Annotated in this window: 14 protein-coding genes; 4 read left to right on the top strand and 10 right to left on the bottom strand. The window is 71.6% G+C overall.

What is annotated here, in order from left to right; genetic code table 11:
* The first annotated feature begins 30 nt into the window (after positions 1 to 30).
* Positions 31 to 462 (top strand): hypothetical protein, encoded by a 432-nt coding sequence (locus tag J8N05_RS22510; protein WP_210885278.1) that lies wholly within the window; start codon positions 31 to 33, stop codon positions 460 to 462.
* On the top strand, positions 459 to 1961 hold the full coding sequence (locus tag J8N05_RS22505) for a family 43 glycosylhydrolase (RefSeq protein WP_210885276.1): 1503 nt from the start codon (positions 459 to 461) through the stop codon (positions 1959 to 1961). Before J8N05_RS22510 ends, J8N05_RS22505 begins: the two co-directional genes overlap by 4 nt.
* An 89-nt stretch (positions 1962 to 2050) precedes the next feature.
* Here the strand turns inward: J8N05_RS22505 and J8N05_RS22500 are convergent, their stop codons facing one another.
* From J8N05_RS22500 to J8N05_RS22480, 5 genes are all read right to left on the bottom strand, one after another.
* Positions 2051 to 4330 carry a 2-dehydropantoate 2-reductase gene (locus J8N05_RS22500; RefSeq protein WP_210885275.1) on the bottom strand — a complete coding sequence of 760 codons (2280 nt, stop codon included), beginning with the start codon at positions 4328 to 4330 and terminating at the stop codon, positions 2051 to 2053.
* Complete coding sequence (locus J8N05_RS22495) at positions 4327 to 5154, bottom strand: SDR family NAD(P)-dependent oxidoreductase (protein ID WP_210885274.1); 828 nt, start codon at positions 5152 to 5154, stop codon at positions 4327 to 4329. Before J8N05_RS22495 ends, J8N05_RS22500 begins: the two co-directional genes overlap by 4 nt.
* On the bottom strand, positions 5154 to 6485 hold the full coding sequence (locus J8N05_RS22490; protein ID WP_247706405.1) for an MFS transporter: 1332 nt from the start codon (positions 6483 to 6485) through the stop codon (positions 5154 to 5156). The genes J8N05_RS22495 and J8N05_RS22490 overlap by 1 nt, the downstream gene beginning before the upstream one ends.
* The gene (locus tag J8N05_RS22485; RefSeq protein ID WP_210885272.1) at positions 6482 to 7459 is read right to left on the bottom strand and encodes a polysaccharide deacetylase family protein; all 978 of its coding nucleotides are present in this window, start codon (positions 7457 to 7459) and stop codon (positions 6482 to 6484) included. The genes J8N05_RS22490 and J8N05_RS22485 overlap by 4 nt, the downstream gene beginning before the upstream one ends.
* Before the next feature lie 90 nt (positions 7460 to 7549).
* Positions 7550 to 8560 carry an Lrp/AsnC family transcriptional regulator gene (locus J8N05_RS22480; protein WP_210885271.1) on the bottom strand — a complete coding sequence of 337 codons (1011 nt, stop codon included), beginning with the start codon at positions 8558 to 8560 and terminating at the stop codon, positions 7550 to 7552.
* 258 nt (positions 8561 to 8818) lie between these two features.
* Between J8N05_RS22480 and J8N05_RS22475 the strand changes: the two genes are divergently transcribed.
* On the top strand, positions 8819 to 9730 hold the full coding sequence (locus tag J8N05_RS22475; protein ID WP_210885269.1) for an NAD-dependent protein deacetylase: 912 nt from the start codon (positions 8819 to 8821) through the stop codon (positions 9728 to 9730).
* A 66-nt stretch (positions 9731 to 9796) separates the two neighbouring features.
* Here the strand turns inward: J8N05_RS22475 and J8N05_RS22470 are convergent, their stop codons facing one another.
* On the bottom strand, positions 9797 to 10699 hold the full coding sequence (locus J8N05_RS22470) for a TIGR03619 family F420-dependent LLM class oxidoreductase (protein WP_210885267.1): 903 nt from the start codon (positions 10697 to 10699) through the stop codon (positions 9797 to 9799).
* Between the two features lie 175 nt (positions 10700 to 10874).
* Positions 10875 to 11798 (bottom strand): alpha/beta hydrolase, encoded by a 924-nt coding sequence (locus J8N05_RS22465; RefSeq protein ID WP_210885265.1) that lies wholly within the window; start codon positions 11796 to 11798, stop codon positions 10875 to 10877.
* A 193-nt stretch (positions 11799 to 11991) separates the two neighbouring features.
* Between J8N05_RS22465 and J8N05_RS22460 the strand changes: the two genes are divergently transcribed.
* Positions 11992 to 12870: a helix-turn-helix domain-containing protein gene (locus J8N05_RS22460; protein ID WP_210885264.1), complete on the top strand. Its 879-nt coding sequence runs from the start codon at positions 11992 to 11994 to the stop codon at positions 12868 to 12870.
* Positions 12871 to 12932: 62 nt separating this feature from the next.
* On the opposite strand, the gene J8N05_RS22455 is transcribed toward J8N05_RS22460, so the two are convergent.
* From J8N05_RS22455 to J8N05_RS22445, 3 genes are all read right to left on the bottom strand, one after another.
* Positions 12933 to 13163, bottom strand: a complete 231-nt coding sequence (locus J8N05_RS22455; RefSeq protein ID WP_210885263.1) for a hypothetical protein — start codon at positions 13161 to 13163, stop codon at positions 12933 to 12935.
* Between the two features lie 83 nt (positions 13164 to 13246).
* On the bottom strand, positions 13247 to 13678 hold the full coding sequence (locus J8N05_RS22450) for a hypothetical protein (RefSeq protein ID WP_210885262.1): 432 nt from the start codon (positions 13676 to 13678) through the stop codon (positions 13247 to 13249).
* A gap of 54 nt (positions 13679 to 13732) precedes the next feature.
* Positions 13733 to 15580, bottom strand: a complete 1848-nt coding sequence (locus J8N05_RS22445; protein WP_210885261.1) for a hypothetical protein — start codon at positions 15578 to 15580, stop codon at positions 13733 to 13735.
* Positions 15581 to 15590 lie beyond the last annotated feature (10 nt).

Raw genomic sequence — 15590 nt, 5'->3', positions numbered from 1 at the left:
CCAGGCGGGCGCCGGTGAGCGGTGACGTCGATGAACCAGGACGAGGAGTCCGACACCGCCCGCGCCGACTTCATCGGCTTCGAGGAGGACTTGTACGACGTCATCGACACCTTGCCGAACTCATGTCAGCGACGGCGAAGCATCATGACGACGGCGATGATGATGATAATGACGACGATGGTACCCAGGCCGATGTACACGGGTCTGCCTCTCTGTCGGAAAGCGCGGCACCCGTTGGTGTCGCAGAAGCCGAGTGCCCCCGCCGGGGCCGTTCATCCCGTTCATGTGACCGAGGCCGCGCACGACCCGTCGGCTGACGGGTCGTGCGCAAAGGGTTTACAGCCCACTTGCAACGATGTAAACACCTGCTTGCAGCCACCCCATGAACACCTTCTCGGCACAGAGCTCTCGACAACGTTGTCCGACACCGTCGGCCTCACCCCCACGCGGAGGTTCTCGTGACTGTCCGATCGACCGGGTTTCTCGCCAAGTCCTGGGCCACGCTGCTGGTCGGCGGCCTCGTGGCGATGTTCTCGCCCTCAACGGCCGTCGCGGCGCCCGACTACTCGACCGCCGAGGCGGGCAACCCGTTCGTCGACGGCTGGTACGCGGACCCCGACATCGCGGTCTACGACGGGAAGTTCTGGGTCTACCCCACGGCATCCAAGCCCTACGCCGAGCAGACCCACCTCGACGCCTTCTCCTCCACCGACCTGGTCCACTGGACGAAGCACAGCAACGTCCTGAAGACGGCTGACGTCTCCTGGGCCAAGTACGCGGTGTGGGCGCCCGCACCGGTCGAACGCAACGGCAAGTACTACCTCTACTTCGCGGCGAACGACATCCAGAGCGACTCCGAGTTGGGCGGTATCGGCGTGGCCGTCGCCGACCGCCCCGAGGGCCCGTACAAGGACGCTCTCGGCAAGCCGCTGATCTCGCAGTTCCACAACGGGGCCCAGCCCATCGACCAGGACGTGTTCATCGACGACGACGGCCAGGCGTACATGTACTACGGAGGCTGGCACCACTCCAACGTCGTCAAGCTCAACCCGGACATGACCAGCCTGGGCACGTTCGACGACGGCTCCACCTACAAGGAGATCACCCCCGAGAACTTCACCGAGGGCTCCTACATGTTCAAGCGCGACGGCAAGTACTACTTCATGTGGTCGGAGGGCGGCTGGACCGGCCCCGACTACTCGGTGTCGTACGCGATGTCCGACTCGCCGACCGGCCCGTTCCGGAAGATCGACAAAGTGCTCGCCCAGGACCCGGCGGTCGCCAAGGGCTCCGGCCACAACTCCGTCGTCAACGTGCCGGGCACCGACATCTGGTACATCGTCTACCACCGTCGTCCGCTCAGCGAGACCGACGGCAACCACCGCCAACTGGCCTACGACCGGCTCCACTTCAACGCCGACGGCACCATCCGGCGGGTCGCGATGCAGGTGAAGGACAACTTCGCCGACGGCAACGCGCTGGGCTGGAAGACGTACGGCGGGACCTGGTCCGTCAGCGGCGGACAGTACCGGGTGGGGCGGAACCTGGGCGGCAAGGCGCTGCTCGACACGAACTTCGCCGACTTCACCTACGACGCCGACGTCACCGTCACCTCGGGCGGCGGGGACGCGGGCCTGACGTTCAGGGTGAGCGGGCCGTCGGTCGGCTGGGACAGCTACACGGGCTACTACGCGGGCATCAGCCCGGGCGGCAAGGTGGTCCTCGGCCGGGCGAACGGTTCCTGGACCGAATTGGCGACCGCCCGCACGACCGTCGGCACCGGCTCGCCCCACCGCATGCGCGTGACCGCCGTCGGTTCCTCGATCAAGGTGTTCGTCGACGACATGACGACACCCAAGATCTCCGTCAGCGACAGCACCTACCGCAGCGGAGCGAACGGCGTCCGGGTCTTCGACACCGAGGCCGCCTTCGACAACGTGGCCGTCGCGCCCGCGGGCTGACGACCGGCGGCGCGACCGCCGCAGTCCTGCCCCGTCGCGGAGCCGAGTGCGCTCCGCGACGGGGCAGGACATGGATCGCTTGGGAAGGACTATCCGGCGGCCAACGACACCAACACCGTGGCGGCCAGCGCGGAACGCGCGACCATGCCGGACACCGAGGTGTTCTCCGAGCGGGCGTGGGCGCCCGAACCGACCGCCCCTATGCCGTCCAGGACGGGCGTCCCCGCGGCCACGACGAAGTTGCCGTCGCTCGCCCCGCCCACGGACGCCTCCCGCAGGTCCTCCCCGAGCAGCGCCGCGCACCGGCGGGTCAACTCGGCGAGCGCCGCGACCTGTTCGGTCCGCTCGAAGACGGGCCGGTTCCAGTCCCCGGTGATCTCCACGCGGGTCCGCGGATCCACCGGGCGCAGCGCGGCGAGGGCGAGGGCCTCGCCGATCCGCTGCTGCTCGGCCGCCGAGGCGACCCGGATGTCGATGCGGCCGACGGCCCGTCCCGCGGTGACGTTGCTGCGGGTGCCGCCCTCCACCACGCCCACGTTGAGCGAAGTGCCCACGTCCGGGGTACGCAGTTCGGCCAGCCGCAGGATCTGGTGGGCGAGTTCGTCCACCGCGCTCGCCCCGGCGGTCGGGTCGAGCCCGGCGTGGGCCTCACTGCCGGTGACCGTCAGGGTGAACAGCCCCACCCCCTTGCGGGCCGTCTTGATCGCGCCGTCCGCCGCCGCCTCGAAGACCATGGCGAGCCTGCTGCCGTGCGACTCGGCGACGATGGCCTCGTGGGAGGCGAGGCTGCCGGTCTCCTCGTCGCCGTTCAGCATCAGGGTGCAGGCCGGCCTGGGCAGGCCCAGGGCGTCCAGGGCACGCAGGGCCCACACCGCCTGTACGAGACCGGCCTTCATGTCGAACACCCCGGGCCCGCTGATGTGGTCGCCGTCCCGCCGGAAGGGCCAGTCGTCGAGGGTGCCCGTCGGCCAGACGGTGTCGTAGTGGCCGAGCAGCAGGACCGGCCGAGCGTCCTCGGCGACCGCGTCCCGGGCCGGATAACGGCGTACGAGGATGTCCCCGGCCCTTGCCTCCGCCCGGGGGAGGATCTCCTCGGCGTCCGGTGCGCCCAGGCGCCGGTCGAGCCAGTCGCGCAGCCAGCCGAGACAGGCACCGAGGTCGTCCAGGTCGTCGCTGGCACTGCCCTGGGACGTGTACGCGTCGAGGTCGGCGACCATGTCCTCGCGGTGCTCGTCGAGCCAGGCCCGGACCGCCGCGGCCTGCTCCACCTCCGGCAGCCGGCCGGGCAGCGCGGCCGGGGCAGGGTGGTTCTGGTCGTCGGGCCGCCCGGGTACCGCCGACCCGGCGAGCCGGTCCAGCTCCGCCAGCCGTGCTTCCGACATCCCGTCCGGGGCGCCCTCCAGCGAGCGCAGACCGTCCATGACGGTGCGCAGCAGCGGCGTGGGGAGTCCTTCGCGGGCCGCGTGGTCGAAGACGTCGGCGTAGTGGGTGGTCACCTCGACGGGCCGGTGCCGTACGGCGAGGTCGCGCCAGATGCCGCTGCGGTCCTTCGCCTGCGTACGCAGCCACGCGCTCAGGCGGTCGAAGGCGGCATCGCGTTCCGCCGGATCCGTACCGTGCCGGAACGGGAGCGGTTCGAAGGCGTCGAAGGCCTCCAGGGTGATGCCAAGCCGGTCGGACACGGCGAAGATCTCACCGGTCAGAGCGGCCATGGCGGGCCGGTGCCGGTCGATCAGGTCGGCCATCGGGGCGTCGGCGAGGGCGGTGGCGGCGAGCATCGCACCGAAACCCGCCTTGGCCCACAAGTACCCCTCGACGTTGTCGCTGGCCACCGCCGGACCCCAGCTCTGCAGGTCGGCGACGACCGCGCGGACACGAGGGCTGACCGGCGCCCCGCCGACCTCGCCGACGACGAGCGCCCCGGCGCCGCCGTCCAGGACGACACCCGGTTCGACCACGTCGGCGAAGATGTTCACGAACGCGGCGACGGTCCGACGGGCACCCACATGCTCGGCGATCAGGTCCTCGTTGAAGCCGTTCTGGAGCGAGACGACATAGCCGTCCGGCTCCAGCCGGGGCGCGATCCACGCCGCCGCCGTCCCCGTGGCCTGCGCCTTCACGGCCAGCAGGACCCGTCCCAGGGTGCCGGAGAACTCGTCCGGGGTGGCGGCGGCGACCGGCACGCTCGTGCGGGACTCGCCGTGGGCGACGACGAGTCCGCGGGCGCGGATCGCGGCCACGTGGGCGGGGTCGGTGTCGACGACGGTGACCGGATGGCCGGCCCGTGCGAGGGCGAAGGCGAGCGTGCCGCCGATCGCGCCCCCGCCGACGACGGTGTAGGCGGCCCGCTGCGGGGAGGGGGCGGTCATGACAGGAGTCCTTCCGTGGAGGCGGTGGCGGCGGCCGGGATCGACGCGTGCGGGGCGGCGCGGGTGTCGCCGGGCTGCCAGATGCGGGGCAGGTGCAGTGCGCCGGTACTGGATCCGCCGTCCACCCGCAGGACCTCCCCGGTGATCCAGGAGGCGTCCGGGCCCGCGATCCAGCACACCGCGCGGGCGATGTCCTGGGGGCTGCCCGGGCGGCCGAGCGGATTGCCGCCGATGGCCGCGGCGTACTCGACGGAGACGGGATTGCAGTCGCTGGACACCTGGACGAACCCGGGGCTGACCGCGTTGACGCGGATGCCGTGCTCGCCCAGTTCCAGGGCGGCGGCCCGGGTGGCCATCTCCAGCGCGGCCTTGGAACTCGCGTACGGGCCACCGCCGGGACGGGCCCGCAGCGCGGAACCGGAGGAGATGTTGACGACCGCGCCGGGCCGTCCGGCCGCCATGGCGAGCCGCGCGAACGCGGCCGTGGCGAGTACGGGAGCCCGCAGGTTCACGGCGAACAGCCGGTCCCAGGCGCCGGCTTCGACCTGGGCCATGTCCAGGGACGGATAGACGCCCGCCGCGTTGACCAGGACGTCCACGGGCCCGTGCGCCGCCCAGACCGCCTCCACCAGGGCGGCCGGCGCGTCCGGGTCGGTGAGGTCCGCGGTGTGCGCCGCCGTGCCGCCGCCCAGCCGTGCCGCGGTCCGCTCCAGCGCCTCGGGATCACGGTCGGCGAGCGTGAGCAGGTCGCCCCGTGCGGCGAACTCCTCGGCGATCGCGCCGCCGATACCGCCCGAGGCACCGGTGACGAGGACGTGCGCCATCAGTTGAACTCCTTGTCCTTGGTCTCCGGCATCGTGAGGTACACGACGAGGGAGATGAGCGCGGCGCCGGAGACGTAGATCCACAGCAGGTCGCTGTGGCCGTTCTCGTGCATCCAGGTGGTCAGATAGGGCGCCGTGCCGCCGAAGAGCGCGACCGCCAGCGCGTACGGCAGGGCGATACCCGTGGCGCGTACCTCCGCCGGGAACTGCTCGGCCATGATGACGGCGCAGTTGGCGGAGTAGCCGAGGATCAGCAGCATGCCGACGAGCTGGACCAGGAACAGGCTCAGGAAGCTGCCGCTGAGCAGGTGCAGCAGCGGCCAGGCCAGGACGACGAAGCCGCCGGCGAAGGCCGCCATGGTGGGTTTGCGGCCGATCCGGTCCGAGAGCAGCCCGACGAACGGCAGCGCGACGACGAACACGACCAGACACAGCGTCTGCGACAACAGGGCCGTCTTGAGCGGGATGCCGGTGGTGAGATTCGCGTACGTGGGAAGGTAGTTGACCCAGATGTAGTAGGTCAGCGTGCCCGCGATCGTGATACCGGCGACGCGCAGGGTCGCGCCGGGGTGCTCGACGAACATCGTCTTGACGGGGTTGGTACGGGTGCGGCCCGTGTCCTGTGCCTGGGTGAAGGACTCGGTGTCCTCGACCGTGACGCGCAGCCACAGTCCGACCAGGCCGAGGAGTCCGCCGAAGATGAACGCGGCGCGCCAGCCCCAGGAGTGCACGGCGTCGTCGCTGAGCGTCGAGGTGGTGAGGGTGCCCAGGAGCGAGGCGATGAGGACACCGCCCGCGACCGACACCTGTTGCCACGACCCGGCGAACGCGCGCCTGCCGCGGGCCGCCGACTCCACCAGGAAGGCGGAGGACGAACCGAACTCGCCACCCGCGGAGAAGCCCTGTACGAGCCGGGCCAGGAGCAGGATCAGCGGCGAGAGCACGCCGATGGTGTCGTAGTTCGGGGTGATCGCGATCAGGAAGCCGGCGCCCGCCATCAGCGCGACCGTGAGGGTCATGCCCTTCTTACGGCCGTGGCGGTCGGCGTAGGCGCCGAGGACGGCGGCACCGACCGGGCGCATCACGAAGCCGACGGCGAACACGGCGAGCGTGGACAGCAGGGCCACCGCTCCGTCGCCCTTGGGGAAGAACTCGTCAGCGATGATCTTCGCGAAGATCGAGTACAGGGCCCAGTCGACCCATTCGACGGTGTTGCCGATGGTGCCGGCGACGATGGCCTTGCGCTGGGCACGGCTCAGTCTGCCCGGGGCGGGGGAGTCGCCGCCCTTGGACAGGGGACCGGCGGGTGGTGTGGCGGATCCGGTGGTCATGGCGTCTGCTCCGGGGCGTCGGGGACGGAACGGGCGGTCGTCTGGTCGTTTTCGACGGTGGCCCCGCTGTTCAGGACGGCGCGGGCCGTGTCGGCGAGCTGGGCGTGTGTGGCGTACCAGACGCCGGAGTGGGCGGCGATGTGGTCGAGGAGCTCCCGCAGTGCCACCAGGCGCGAGCGGTGCCCGATGACGTGCGGATGCAGGGTGAGCTGGAAGACACCGCCGTCGCGGTACGCGGCGTCGAATTCGTCGGTCCAGATCTCCAGCACGTCGCGCGGGCGACTGTGCGGGCGGACGGAGCCGTAGCGGTCCATCGTGAAGTAGGGGGCGTCGTCCCGGATCCAGTCCACGGGGATCTCGACCAGACCGGTGGGCCTGCCGTCGGCGAGGATCTCGTAGGGCTCGTCGTCGGCCATCAGCGAGGAGTCGTACGCGAAGCCGAGTTCGAGCATGATGGCGAGCGTCGAGTCGGAGAAGTCCCAGGACGGCGTACGGATACCGACGGGCCGTTGCCCGGTCAGCGTGGTGAGGGTGTCCAGGGCGCGTGCGGTCAGCTCCCGCTCGTCGTCGCGGCCCAGCAGCATGTTGCGCTCGTGGATCCAGCCGTGGACGGCCAGCTCGTGACCGTCCCGGGTGTAGGCGCGCGCCTCCTCGGGGTGGACCAGGGCGGAGACCGCCGGCATGAAGAACGTGGCGGGTACGCCGTACCGGGCGAGGAGTTCGAGGATCCGGGGCGCGCCGACGCGGGCTCCGTACTCGCCCTGGGCGAGGCGGCCGGGGCTGGTCTCGCCGTCGCGCAGCGGGATCGTCTCGTGGTCGGAGTCGAAGGAGAGCGCGACCGCGACGCGGGCGCCGCCGGGCCAGCGGTCGGGGACCAGCCGGCGTCCGGCGCGCACGGCGTCGAGGTGGCCGCGCCAGGTCGGTTCGGTCCAGCGCCAGCTCTCCGCGGGCAGGCCGGAGTCGTCTGTGGGCATGGTGACTCCACGGGGTCGGGGACAGGACGGAAAAAGTGGGGGAGCGGGGTGTGGGAGAGGTCGCGGACGCGCGGCCGGGCGGGTGCCCGTTCAGGCGGCGGGGCGGACCATGCGGTGCCAGGAGTACTTCATGGTGACGAGGTGCAGGGTCACGTCCGAGGCCAGCAGGCCGGGCAGCGCCCCGATGACGTCGCTGGTGTAGCGGAAGAGATCGGCGCGGCGGGGGAGCACCATGTGCCCGACGAGGTTGAAGCGTCCGGTCGCCGCGCCCAGGAACTTGGTTCCCGGATGCCCGGCGAGCTGTCGTCCCGCCGCGTCCAGCCGGTCGGGCTCGATCGACAGCCAGACCATGAACTCCGCGTCGTACCCGATCAGGGCCGGTTCGACGAGGGTGCGGAACTGGAGGATGCCGCGGGCGATGAGCCGGTCCATGGCCCGCGCGACGCTGGACTCGGTGTGCTCCAGGTTCCTGGCCAGTGTGCTGACCGGGGTGCGGCCGTCCTCCTTGAGGGCCGCGACGACCGCCTGCTCCAGGGTGGTGAGCGCCTGTGGTGTGACGTCCCAGTCGGCGCGGTCGCAGGACGACGCCAGGGAATCGGGCCGCAGGCCGGCGGCGGCCTCGGCGGGCAGCAGTCCGGTGTCCCACATGGACGCCGAGGTGAACGCGCGGATGACCGGTACGGCCTCGGTGCTGGTGATGAGGTCGGCCGCGGGCAGGTCGGTGAACAGGATCCGCATCATCTCCTCGTTGTCGCGGGCCACGAAGTCGACGATGAGGTCGGCGGCGCCGGTGACGACGGCCACGAACCGCACGTCCGGACTGTCGGTGAGCCGGTCCGCGACCTCCAGCCCACGTCCGGGCCTGGCCTGCACCCGGACGAGCATGGAGGATCCCTCCCGCGTCCGGTCCAGCTCCATGGTCCCGACGACCCGCAGCAGCCCGCGCTCGCGCAGGGCCCGGTAGCGCCGCTGGGCGGTCGTCTCACTGGCGTCCACCCACCGCGCCACCGCGCTCCACGGGGCACGACCGTTGAGCTGGAGCGCGGCGATGATGCGTCGGTCCAGGTCGTCGATGGTGTCCACGGGGGCTCGGTGGTTCATGGCGCCGACGCTAATGAGCACCGGGGCCGCCGTCAATGAAGGAATCCTGCATCGCCGCTGGTCAAGGCCGTGTCATCCAGCATCCGAGGGGTTACGGAGGCGTAAAGGACGCAGTTCGGGACCGTGCCCGCGCATGGCTGGAAGGTGACGGATTACGCCACCGCGTGTCTGAAAAAGTTCACCGGGGGTCTGCCTGCGTGGACCGCCCGGTGGACGTCACCGAGCAGCGGGACGATGAAGGTTGCCTACTCTGGTGGCATGCGCATGCGCCCCACGTTGAGCTGGACCCCGACCGAAGACCTGCCGCCCGGCACCACCGATCCGCGGCCGGTCGCCGACGCGCTGCGCCTCGGCGGGGTGCTGGTGCTCAGCGGGGCGGGCATCTCCACGGAATCCGGCATCCCCGACTACCGGGGCGAGGGCGGGAGCCTGAGCCGGCACACCCCGATGACCTACCAGGACTTCGTCGGCGGTGCGCAGGCGCGGCGCCGGTACTGGGCGCGCAGCCACCTCGGCTGGCGTACCTTCGGCCGGGCCCGCCCCAACGCGGGACACCGGGCCGTCGCCGCCTTCGCGCGGCACGGCCTGCTCACGGGCGTGATCACGCAGAACGTCGACGGCCTGCACCAGGCCGCGGGCACCGAGGGTGTCGTGGAGCTGCACGGAAGTCTGGACCGGGTCGTCTGCCTGTCCTGCGGCACCTTCAGCCCGCGCCGCGAACTGGCCCGCAGACTGGAGGAGGCGAACGCGGGCTTCGAACCGGTGGCCGCGGCGATCAACCCCGACGGTGACGCCGACCTCACCGACGACCAGGTCGGGGACTTCCAGGTGGTGCCCTGCACGCTCTGCGGCGGCATCCTCAAGCCGGACGTGGTGTTCTTCGGCGAATCCGTGCCCGTCCCCCGGGTCGAGCAGTGCCGCGAACTGGTCCGTGCGGCGACCTCCCTGCTGATCCTCGGCTCCTCGCTGACGGTGATGTCCGGGCTCCGCTTCGTCCGCCAGGCGGCCCAGGACGGGAAGCCGGTGCTGATCGTGAACCGGGACGCGACCCGCGGTGACGTCCACGCCGTCACCCGGATCGCACTCCCGCTGGGGCCGACGCTGACCGGCGTGGCCGACGGGCTGGGCATCCCGGTGGAGGACGGGACGGCGGCCGGGATCGGACAGTGACCGCGTGGCGACGGCACACCTCGCGGTGAACCGTGTCCCCGCAGGTACGGGGACACGGGACCGGGCTCAGCCCTCGTTCGCCAGGGCGAGGATCTCGGCGGCCAGTTCGATCGAGTCCTCGACCGTGTCGGCCGTGTAGAGCGAGTCGATCATGAAGTGGTCGATGCCGGTGCGCTCGTGCACGGACTTGACGGTGTCGACGACGACGGAGGTCGGAGTACCGGAGTCGATGTTGACGCGCAGGACCGCGTCGATGCCCGCCGCGTCGCGGCCTGCCTCCTGGGCCAGGCTGTCGATGAGGGCGCGCTGCGCGACGAGCCCGTCGATGTCGACGTAGCTCGGCACCACGCACAGCGGCAGCCAGCCGTCACCCCGCAGGGCGACCCTGCGCAGGGCACGCTCGGACATCGCTCCCAGGTAGATGGGCGGACGCGGGCTCTGGTGGGGCTTGAGCGGGGCGTGGTGCAGGGGCACGGTGAGCTGGGTGCCCTTGTACTCGGCCGGGTCGGCGGTCCATATGGTGTCGAGGACGTCGAGCAGCTCCTCCATCCGCGCGCCGCGCCGGTGGAAGTCCAGGCCGGCCGCCTCGTACTCCTCGGGGGACCAGCCGATACCGAACCCGGGCAGCAGACGCCCTTCGCTCACCAGGTCGAGAGTGGTCAGGGAGCGGGCGAGCTGGACCGGCGGGTACAGCGGCGCGATCAGTACGTGCATACCCAGCTGAACGCGCTCGGTGACGCTCGCCGCCGCCCCCAGCAGGACGAACGGGTCGGCGGCCGGGTTGAGTTCGGCCGGGATCGTGTCGCCCTGACCGCCGTAGCCGATCTTCGGGGACACCGCGGCCAGGTTGCGGTCACCGACCCACAGGCTCGCGGCACCGGCCTGTTCGACCTCACGGGCGAACTGGGCGATGCGGGATATGCCGAAAGCCTGCTTGTGGAACTGCGGGAGCGCGAAGCCGATCTTCATGTTCTGTCTTTCCTTGCTGAGACACGGCCGGGCGGCCCATCGGACGCCCGATACGGTCGGGCGTCCGGCTCATGCCCACCGAACACCCGTCGCCAAGTCGGCGCACTCACAAGGTAGTTGTACGAACAACCATCGATGAGGAAGGCGCGCCGTGGCAACTCGGCTTCGCCGCTCGTCAGTCGGTGGTGAGGTGGGCCGTGTAGAAAGCGGTGAGCCTGTCGATGGCGGGGTCGATGTACTCCTTCTTGTCGTAGAGGTCGACGTGGCTCGCGCCCTTGATCCAGTGGATCTCCTTGGGGCCGGTGGCGCGCTGGTGTGCCTCGACGGCCATCCACGCGGTGACGGCACGTTCGCCGATGATCTGGAGGATGGGGCGTGGGCCGATCAGCGGCACGGCGAAGAACGCGTCGTGGAGGGCCATCCTGTCGACGCTCTCCCAGGCGAGGGTCTTCGCGGAGCGCTCGTGCATGCCCCGCGGGGTGCGGTAGTACTCGAAGCCCTCGACGCCGTGCTCGCCGCCGAGCGCGCGGGCCTGCTCGGCCGTCTCCGGGAACATGGTCATCACGCCGGGGTCCTCACCGCGGGCCGCGGTGCTGCGCGCCGCCGCCGCGGCGTCCAGCAGGGACTGGAAGACGGCCGGATCCTGGGTGCCGTCGGCGCCCAGACGGAACTGGCGGGCCGGCTCGGCCGTGGAGACCGTGGCCACGGCCCTGACGCGGTGGTCACCGCCGGTGGCGGCCAGCGAGTAGCTGCCGGAGGCGCAGATGCCCAGCAGCCCGATGCGATCGGCGTCGACGTCGGCACGGGTGGTGAGGTACGAGACGGCGGCCTTGAAGTCCTCCACCCGCTGGGCGGGGTCCTCCAGACCACGGGGCAGACCGCCGGACTCGCCCTGGTGGGCGGCGTCGAAGGCCAGGGCGACGAACCCGCGCTCGGCCATCCGCCGCGCGTACGTGCCGGAGGTCTGCTCCTTCACGCCGGTACCGGGATGACCGACCACGAGCGCCGGCCGCGGACCCGACGCGGACGTGTCGGGGGTGTAGAGGTGGGCGGCGAGCGGGATGCCGGCGCTGTCGAAGCTGACGGTGGTCCTGGCCATGGGTGACTCCCTGGGACGGCGATGACGTGTCGTGGCGCACCGGCACGACGGACTCGGGTCCGCCTCCTGCCGGGTGCACGTCCACGTTCCGTCGTTCTCCGTGCGAGCGGGAGAGCCAGGTTTCTGCCTGGGAAAGAACGTGCCCCCTCAACCCACGTGCCGTGGTGGTCGCGGCACAGGGACACTGGGGAGCATGACTTCGGACTCTGACTCCCGGGCGCTGGGCGCCTTCCTCAAGGCCCGCCGGGCCCAGCTGACACCGGGGGAGTGCGGCCTTCCGGAGACGGACTCCGCCCGCAAGGTCGCCGGGCTGCGCCGCGAGGAGGCCGCCCAGCTCGCCGCCATCAGCGTGGACTACTACACGCGGCTGGAGCAGGGCCGCGTCCGGGCGTCCGTACCCGTGCTGACGACCCTGGCCCGCGCCCTGCGTCTCGACGAGGACCAGCAGAAGTACCTCTACGACCTCGCGGGCCGCGCCGACGCCCACCCGCCCCGCCGCCGACCCGCCCAACGTCTGCGTCCGGCCATGCGGCGGCTGCTCGACCAGCTCTCCGAAACCCCCGCGCTCGTCCTGGGCGAACGCCTGGACATCCTGGCCTGGAACCCCGCCGCCACCGCCCTCTACACGGACTTCGCAGCCCTCCCCGCGAACCGGCGCAACTACCTGCGGCTGCTGTTCACCCACCCGGTGGTCCGGCGACTGCACCAGGACTGGGCCCACGACGCCCGGGACGCCGTCGCCGCACTGCGCATGGAGGCCGCGGGCCACCCCGACGATCCCGACCTCGCCCGACTCGTCGGCGAACTGTCCCTCCAGGACGCCGACTTCCGCACATGGTGGGCCGAACACCGCGTCAACAGCGCCAGTTACGGCACGAAGCACTACCGCCACCATCTGGTGGGCGACCTCACCCTGGACTGCGACACCTGGACCAGCCCCGACGGCTCGGGACAGCGCCTGATGATCCTGACCGCCGAGACCGGCAGTCCCTCGTACGACGCCCTGCGCATCCTCACGTCATGGACGACCCGGCAGCCGGGCACCGACCGGACACAGGATCCGACGCGATGACCACCACCGGGACACCCGACCTCGACCCGGGTCAGGTGTCGCCGGATTCGCGCGCGTCCCCGTCAGGGTCGGTCGTCCTGCGACGTGGGTTTCTTCGGCTCTTCGCGGGCGGCGGGCCGCTCCGGCTCGGCCTCCTCGTCGGCCAGGTCGGCCGGGTCCGTAGGACCGCTGTCCCAGGCGACGGGTGGTGTGGGTGCCGGGACCGTCTGCGGCTCGTCGGAACCGGGACGGACGCTCGGCTGGGATCCGGGCGCGTGGTGCGTGTGCGTGTCGTCATCATCATGCTTTGTCATGGATCCCATGTTCCCGCTGTTCCCGGCCGGATGCCTGCGGGCCGGGTGGACGAGGGCCCCGTGAGGACATGGTCATGGGCGTCTCAGCCGTCCGATGCCGCCGGTCGCGTGCGGTGGATCGTCAGGTCGCCGTTCAGGACCGCGTTCACGGTTCCGCGGTCGTGCGCACGGTTCTCCTGACGGTTCATGGCGGCGGAGGCGGTCCTGGGCGGGGGCATCTCGGCGATCGCGGACCGCAGGTCGCCGACGGCGTCCGGATGGTCCTCCAGCAGGTCCTGGAGGCGCAGGCGCCAAGCGTGGCGGGCGTCGGCCAGCTCACGCTCGTTGCCGGGCAGGTCGGCGACGCGCCGCAGTTCGTCCAGACGCCGGGCCGCGGCCTCGGTACGGTCGGGATCGCCGCGGCCCAGCAACCTGGCGAAGCGCTCACGGGCGGCCTGCCAGGCGTCGGTGGAAGCAGCGTCGACCAGGGCGGCGGAGCCGGCCGCGGTGAGCATGGACAGCCATTCGGGGATCATGTGGGTGCCTTTCCTCGGTCAGGAATCCGGTCAAGAGCCCGGTCAGGAGTCCGGTCAGGGGCCGGAGCGCCGCGCGGTCCACGGACCGGAGGCGTCGTAACAGTCGGTCTCGAAAGTGCCGCGCATGGTGTCGCCGTCCACCTGTCCGGTGAACGTGATCCTCTTCTCGCTGCTCACGCTGCCGAACGTGATGCGGTCGCCGTCGAGCGTGCCGTCGAGGGACCCGTCCAGTGCGCAGGGCACTCCGGTGACCTTCAGGTCTCCGGTGAGTCGGTCCCCGTCCTGGGACAGGGTGGCCGTGAACCCTCCGGTGCCGAACCCGGTGGACCAGTCTCCCGTCCATGCACCCGTCAGAGTGACGGCCTCGGACTCGGTCTGCTCCGGCCCACCGCCGGACGGCGGCGCGGACGCGGTCACGGTCAGCCCGAAGTCCCAGTAGCGGGCGGAGGTGGGCAACCGCTCACCGGACGCCTCCGTGGTCAGGCGCACGAGTCGGCCGAGGTCGTCGATACGCGCCCGGAAGCCCACGGGGGTGTCGTCCGCGTTCGGCGTGGAGGCGGCCAGTGCGGAGGGGCCCGCTGGGCCGGTGCCTGCCGCGCTGGTGGCCGCCGCGGGTTCGGCGGAACCGGTGCTTCCGGCGCTTCCGACGGGCTCGGCTCCGGGAGCCAACGCCCCCGTGAAGGTGCAGCCCTCGCGCCGCGCCCGGATCACCGATCGGAGTTCCCGCGCAGGCGCGGCGGGGTCCACGGCGTCCATGAAGGCGCCGTCCGCCCTCACCCACCGGGCATCGGCCCCGGAGGGAGTGGCCGTACCGGTGGGCAGCACGACCCTGCCCCGGTCGATCGTGCCGCTGGTGACCGGGCCGCCGGTCAGGCCCTGCCGGAACCAGGCCGTCCGCGCGTGCGGATCCGCCGCCCCGGTGACATGGCGCCGGCCGCGCGTGACGTCGTAGCGGAAGCTCGTCAGTTCCACGCGCCGGGCGGCCTCCGCGAGGACCGCGGTGGCCTTGCGGCCCTCGGCGGCCTTGTCGCAGGACGCCCGGTCCAGGAGGGGTGGCAGGACGACGGTCACGGTGGTGGTCACGACCACCACGACCGTGACCACGCCCACCACCACGGGCATGCTGACGCCGGCGGCCCCGGCGCCGCCGATGGCCAGCGTCTTGCCGACGGCTGCGGTGGCCTTGGCGAGGACGGCGCCGGCCTTGGCGGCGAGTGTCGCGCCCGGCGCCGAGGTTCCGGCACCGGACGCGGCTGTGGACCCGGCGCTCTGCGTGGCCGCGGCGGAGGCCTGGACCGGGTCGGCGATCGGGACCCCCGCCGCCGGTCCGGTGCCGACCGCCCGTACCGCTTCGGTGGCCAGATGGTCGGCGACGGCGTGGGCGCCGCCGGCCGCCACCGTCGCCGCGGTGACCGTGATGGCGGCCGTTGTGCCGAGGCTCGTCTTCCGGGGCGGCCGTGGGGCCAGGCCGAGCACGACCTCGTAGTAGATGTTGCCGTTCTGTACGGAGTTGACGGTGCCGTGTCCGGTCGCCACGGCGACCTGGGTGGTGGTGCCGTCCGGCGAGGGGAGGAGCGACTGAACGGAATCCGCGAAGCGGCGGGCCTGTTCCGCCCGTTCGGGATCATCCGCGACGGCCCTCTCGATCATCTCCCGCCACTCCGGCAGCGAATCGGTCAGGAAGTGGGTCAGTCTGTCGCCCTCGTGCTCTGCCGCGACGGTCGCCCAGGCCTCGATCCGCTCGTTCACGTCCGGCTCGTCGTCCGGCAAGAGGCCGAGCACCCCGTTCCGGGCCTTGGCCCAGGCAGTTGTCCCGATCGCCGCGGCGAGATGCTCGGCCGCGTCCTCGGCCGGATCCGCGGACCTTCCGTAGGCGCTGTCGTCCTGCGTCCCTTCGGCCATGAAGCCGCCT

Source organism: Streptomyces liliiviolaceus (assembly GCF_018070025.1).
Taxonomy (GTDB): domain Bacteria; phylum Actinomycetota; class Actinomycetes; order Streptomycetales; family Streptomycetaceae; genus Streptomyces; species Streptomyces liliiviolaceus.
The sequence above is the reverse complement of the archived record's forward strand: the minus strand, read 5'-3'. Positions and strand labels throughout refer to the sequence as shown.